Below are 4,280 nucleotides of genomic sequence, written 5' to 3'. Positions count from 1 at the left end.
GGCGTCGGCACCTGCCCGGTGATGATCACCATCGGGATCGAGTCCATGTAGGCCGTCGCGATGCCGGTGATGGCGTTCGTCACGCCCGGTCCGGACGTGACCAGCGCCACGCCGACATCGCCTGTCGCCCGGGCATAGCCGTCGGCTGCATGGATCGCGGCCTGTTCGTGGCGAACCAGCACGTGCTCGATCTTGTCCTGCTTGTACAGCGCGTCGTAGATGTACAGGACGGCGCCACCTGGGTAGCCCCAGAGGTACTTGACCCCTTCGGCCTGCAGGCTGCGGACGAGGATTTCGGAACCGTTGGGCTCCGGCGTTTGGGAGGGATGCGGTTGTGCCGATGCGGCACGCTTGACTTCCGCGGCAGACATGTTCATTTCGAACCTCTTGGAATTTCTCTAACGAAACACCTTCGGTGCCCCTCTTCGCACCCTTGTGAGGTGGATGTGGAGCCTGCGCGGTCTGGCAAATCCGCCCCGGTCGGACGGCACTTGAAGACCCAAAGAGCGTTGTGCGGATCGAGATTATGGCATCGGACGACGCACCGCGAACGCGCGCCACTGCCTTATCGGAGTGCAATGACATAATCGCGCCCCTCCGAGTCACGGCCCCGGCCGAGTCCCTTGGCGTCCGACAAAGAACTCAGCGACTTCCTCAAGAGCGTCGAAAGGCGCGCCTTCAAGCGCGCCTTCTATGGCGTCCGCGACGAGGATGCCGCGCTCGACATCGTGCAGGACACGATGATCCGGCTGTCCCAGAAGTACGCCGACCGGCCGCCCGCCGAGTTGCCGCTGCTGTTCCAGCGCATCCTCTCGAACGCGATGATGGATTGGTTCCGCCGGCAGAAGGTGCGGGATGCAGTCGTGCGCAATTTCTCGGACTTCGAGTCGGCCGGCGAGGACGGCGACTTCGACCTGCTGGAAACTCTGGAGGCTGTCGCCGGGTCGCCGACGGCGGAGAGTGCGGCCGATTCGGTGTCCCGGGCGCAGATCCTGCAGGTGATCGAAGCCGAGGTGGCCCGATTGCCCGGCCGTCAACGAGAGGCCTTTCTGCTTCGTTACTGGGAGGAACTCGATGTCGCCGAGACGGCCGCTGCCATGGGCTGCTCCGAAGGAAGCGTCAAGACGCATTGCTCGCGGGCGGTGCACAGCTTGGCGCAGACCCTGAAGGCAAAGGGGGTGCTGCCATGAACCGATTCGCCAACGAACTCCTCCACAACCGTCCCGACGTCCAGGCGATCGAGGGCCGCTACGCGCTGCGCGTGGCGGCGGCCCTCAGCGCCCGCGCCGAAGCCCTGCCGCACGACGTCACGGAGCGACTCCGTTTTGCCCGCGAGAAAGCGCTCGAGAGCGCCCGGCACACCGGCCGTCAGGTCTCGTCGCACGTCCTGCGCAACGGTGGCAGCACCCTGGTCGTCGGCGGTGAACCTGGGTGGGGTTGGCGGCTGGCCTCGCTGGCCCCGGTGGTCGCCCTGGTTGCAGGCCTGGTCCTGATCCAGATGCAGCACGACGACGACCAGGTCCGCGCGGCCGCCGAGGTCGATGCTGCGCTGCTCGCCGACGACCTGCCGCCGGCCGCCTACACCGATGCAGGCTTCGCCGAGTTCCTGCGCTTGTCGGGCAACTGAGGTGACCGGACCCGCATCCGTTTCGCCCGGCTGCTCAGGCGCAGTGCGCCTTCGGCTCGGCTTGCTGGCGGCGCTGCTGTGGAGCACGCTCGCGTTCGCTCCGACGCTCGCACTGGCCCAGGGCTCCGGACCGGACTGGAGGAACCTGAGCCCCGGTCAGCGCGACGCCCTCAAGCCGCTGGAGCGCGACTGGTCCACCATCGACGCGCAGCGCAAGCAGAAGTGGATCGAGCTGGCGGGCCGCTTCGACCGCATGTCGCCCGACGAGCGCGGGCGCGTGCAGCAGCGCATGACCGACTGGGTGAAGCTGAGTCCGAAGCAGCGCAACGAAGCCCGCCTGAACTACCAGGGGGCCCGCGAACTCAGCCCGCAGGAGCGCCAGGAGCGCTGGGAAGCCTACAAGGCGCTGCCCGAAGAGCAGCGTCGCAGCCTGGCTGCCAGCGCGAAGGCCAATGCGGCCAAGCCGGTCGCGCGTTCGGAGAAGGCCCCGCCCGCCGCGGGCGCGAAAGTCAACACGGTGCCCAATCCGCTGCTCGAGGCGCGCAAGCCCGGTGCCGTGGCTCCGGGGGTGGTTCAGGCCCGGCCCGGTGCCACCACCAACCTGCTGTCCGCTCGTCCCGCCCAGCCGCCGAACCAGCAGACCGGCCTGCCCAAGGTGGCCGCGACGCCGGAGTTCGTCGACAAGACGACGCTGCTGCCGCAGCGCGGCCCGCAAGGCGCCGCCGCAGACCCGCGCCGCCGCCAGTGAGTGCGGCGACCGTGACGCCGGGTGGGACCTTGCCCACGCCGCCGCTGCGGCGGCGACTGGCCTGCCTGCTCTACGAGAGCGTGCTGTTGTTCGCCGTGGTCTTCTTCGCGGCCCTCGTCTACTCCGTCCTGACCGATCAGCGCCACGCGCTGGCTGGCCGCCATGGGCTGTCGGCCATCGCTTTCGTGCTGGCGCCCGGCGCCTACTTCACGTGGTACTGGTCGCAGACCGGCCAGACCCTGCCGATGCAGACCTGGCGCATCCGCGTGCTGACCGCCCAGGGCGAGCGCCTGTCCCGCTGGCGCGCGTTGCTGCGCTTCGCCGCCGCCTGGCTGTGGTTCCTGCCGGCCCTGCTGTTGGCCTGGGGCATCGGCTGGCACAGCAGCGGCGGCCGGCTGAGCGCACTGCTCGTCGCGGGAGCGACGATCTATGCGCTCTCCTCCAAGCTGCATCCGCGCGGCCAGTTCTGGCACGACGTCCTGTGCAGGACGCGCCTGGTCGACACCCGCGCCCTGCCCGCCGCGACGCCTTAACGCCGCCCTCACAAGGGCGACTTACCATCGCCCGCCATGAGCAATCCGTACAAGGGCCGGACCGGTCTCGACCGCATCGTCCGAGCCGCCGGCTATTCGATGGACGGCCTGCGCATCGCCTACCGCGGCGAAAGCGCGTTTCGCCAGGAAGTGTGGGCCGGCGCGCTGCTACTCCCGCTGGCCTTCTGGCTCGGTCGCAGCTGGGTCGAGGTCGCGCTGCTGGCGGGATCTGTGCTGCTGGTGCTGATCGTGGAACTGCTGAACTCGGGCATCGAGGCGGCCATCGACAGGGTCAGCTACGAGCTGCACGACCTGTCCAAGCGCGCCAAGGACCTCGCCAGCGCCGCGGTGCTGCTGACGCTGCTGCTCTGCGCCGGCATCTGGTCGGCTGCCCTGTGGCACCGCTTCGGCGGCTGAGCGCGATGGGCGCGCCGTTCAGCCTTTGCGTCTACTGCGGCTCGCGTGTCGGCCTGGACGATGCGCATGCCGCGGCGGCCCGGGCGCTGGGCCGCATCGTCGGTGGGCGCGGCTGGCGACTCGTCTACGGCGGCGGCAGTGTCGGCCTCATGGGCGTCGCGGCCGACGCCGCGCTGGCGGCCGGCGCCGAGGTCGTCGGTGTGATCCCGCAGTCGCTGGTTGCACGCGAGGTCGAGCACCGCGACCTGACCGAGCTGATCGTCGTGGAGACCATGCACCAGCGCAAGCAGGCGATGGCCGAACGGGCGGACGCTTTCATCGCGCTGCCCGGCGGCATCGGGACGCTGGAAGAACTGTTCGAGGTCTGGACCTGGCGCCAGCTCGGCTACCACGACCAGCCGATCGGCCTGCTCAATACCGCCGGCTATTACGACCCATTGCTGGCTTTCATGCGCCGCTCGGTCGATGCCGGCTTCGTTTCGGCGGAGACCGTGGCGATGCTGGAAGTCGACACCGACCCCGCTGCCTTGCTCGAACGGCTGGCCCAGCTCGCCCGCCGCGCGCGCGGCCGCGACGACTACCGCCGGACCTGAGCGCCCGGCGCGCCGCGGCTCAGACAGCTGCTTCGTCGGTCTCGCCGGTGCGGATGCGCACCACCTGCTCGACCGAGGTGACGAAGATCTTGCCGTCGCCGATCTTGCCGGTCTTGGCCGCCTTGACGATGGCTTCGAGGCAGCGGTCCACGTCGCCGTCCTTCACCACCACCTCGACCTTCACCTTGGGCAGGAAGTCGACCACGTACTCGGCCCCGCGGTACAGCTCGGTGTGGCCCTTCTGCCGGCCGAAGCCCTTGACCTCCGTCACGGTGAGGCCCGACACACCGACCTCGGCGAGCGCCTCGCGCACTTCCTCGAGCTTGAACGGCTTGATGACGGCGGTGATCTGCTTCATGGCG

General features: G+C 69.1%; 8 protein-coding genes. 6 read left to right on the top strand and 2 right to left on the bottom strand.

Annotation, left to right across the window (positions count from 1 at the left end; all coding sequences use genetic code 11):
• Nucleotides 1-377 (bottom strand): thiamine pyrophosphate-binding protein (locus tag QZV97_RS20435; protein WP_295647194.1); only part of this gene is annotated, 377 nt, incomplete at its 3' end.
• Between the two features lie 246 nt (nt 378-623).
• On the opposite strand from QZV97_RS20435, the gene QZV97_RS20430 reads away from it, so the two are divergent.
• Genes QZV97_RS20430 through QZV97_RS20405 form a run of 6 tightly spaced genes read left to right on the top strand, consistent with a single transcriptional unit; the run spans nt 624 to nt 3,918 of the window.
• Complete coding sequence (locus tag QZV97_RS20430; protein ID WP_295647192.1) at nt 624-1,190, top strand: RNA polymerase sigma factor; 567 nt, start codon at nt 624-626, stop codon at nt 1,188-1,190.
• Nucleotides 1,187-1,627: a DUF3619 family protein gene (locus tag QZV97_RS20425; protein ID WP_295647191.1), complete on the top strand. Its 441-nt coding sequence runs from the start codon at nt 1,187-1,189 to the stop codon at nt 1,625-1,627. Before QZV97_RS20430 ends, QZV97_RS20425 begins: the two co-directional genes overlap by 4 nt.
• 43 nt (nt 1,628-1,670) lie before the next feature.
• A complete protein-coding gene (locus QZV97_RS20420; RefSeq protein ID WP_295647189.1) occupies nt 1,671-2,375 on the top strand; it encodes a DUF3106 domain-containing protein in 705 nt (234 codons plus the stop codon).
• A gap of 11 nt (nt 2,376-2,386) precedes the next feature.
• The gene (locus tag QZV97_RS20415) at nt 2,387-2,908 is read left to right on the top strand and encodes an RDD family protein (protein ID WP_295647187.1); all 522 of its coding nucleotides are present in this window, start codon (nt 2,387-2,389) and stop codon (nt 2,906-2,908) included.
• A gap of 36 nt (nt 2,909-2,944) precedes the next feature.
• Entirely contained in the window at nt 2,945-3,325 is a 381-nt protein-coding gene (locus QZV97_RS20410) for a diacylglycerol kinase (protein WP_295647185.1), read from the top strand.
• Between the two features lie 5 nt (nt 3,326-3,330).
• Nucleotides 3,331-3,918, top strand: a complete 588-nt coding sequence (locus QZV97_RS20405; RefSeq protein ID WP_295647183.1) for a TIGR00730 family Rossman fold protein — start codon at nt 3,331-3,333, stop codon at nt 3,916-3,918.
• Between the two features lie 19 nt (nt 3,919-3,937).
• Here QZV97_RS20405 and QZV97_RS20400 read toward each other — a convergent pair whose 3' ends face one another.
• Entirely contained in the window at nt 3,938-4,276 is a 339-nt protein-coding gene (locus tag QZV97_RS20400) for a P-II family nitrogen regulator (RefSeq protein ID WP_295647196.1), read from the bottom strand.
• Between the last annotated feature and the right edge of the window lie 4 nt (nt 4,277-4,280).

Source organism: uncultured Methylibium sp., from assembly GCF_902826655.1.
GTDB lineage: Bacteria > Pseudomonadota > Gammaproteobacteria > Burkholderiales > Burkholderiaceae_C > Methylibium.
This window is presented reverse-complemented; position numbering and strand designations above follow the sequence as displayed.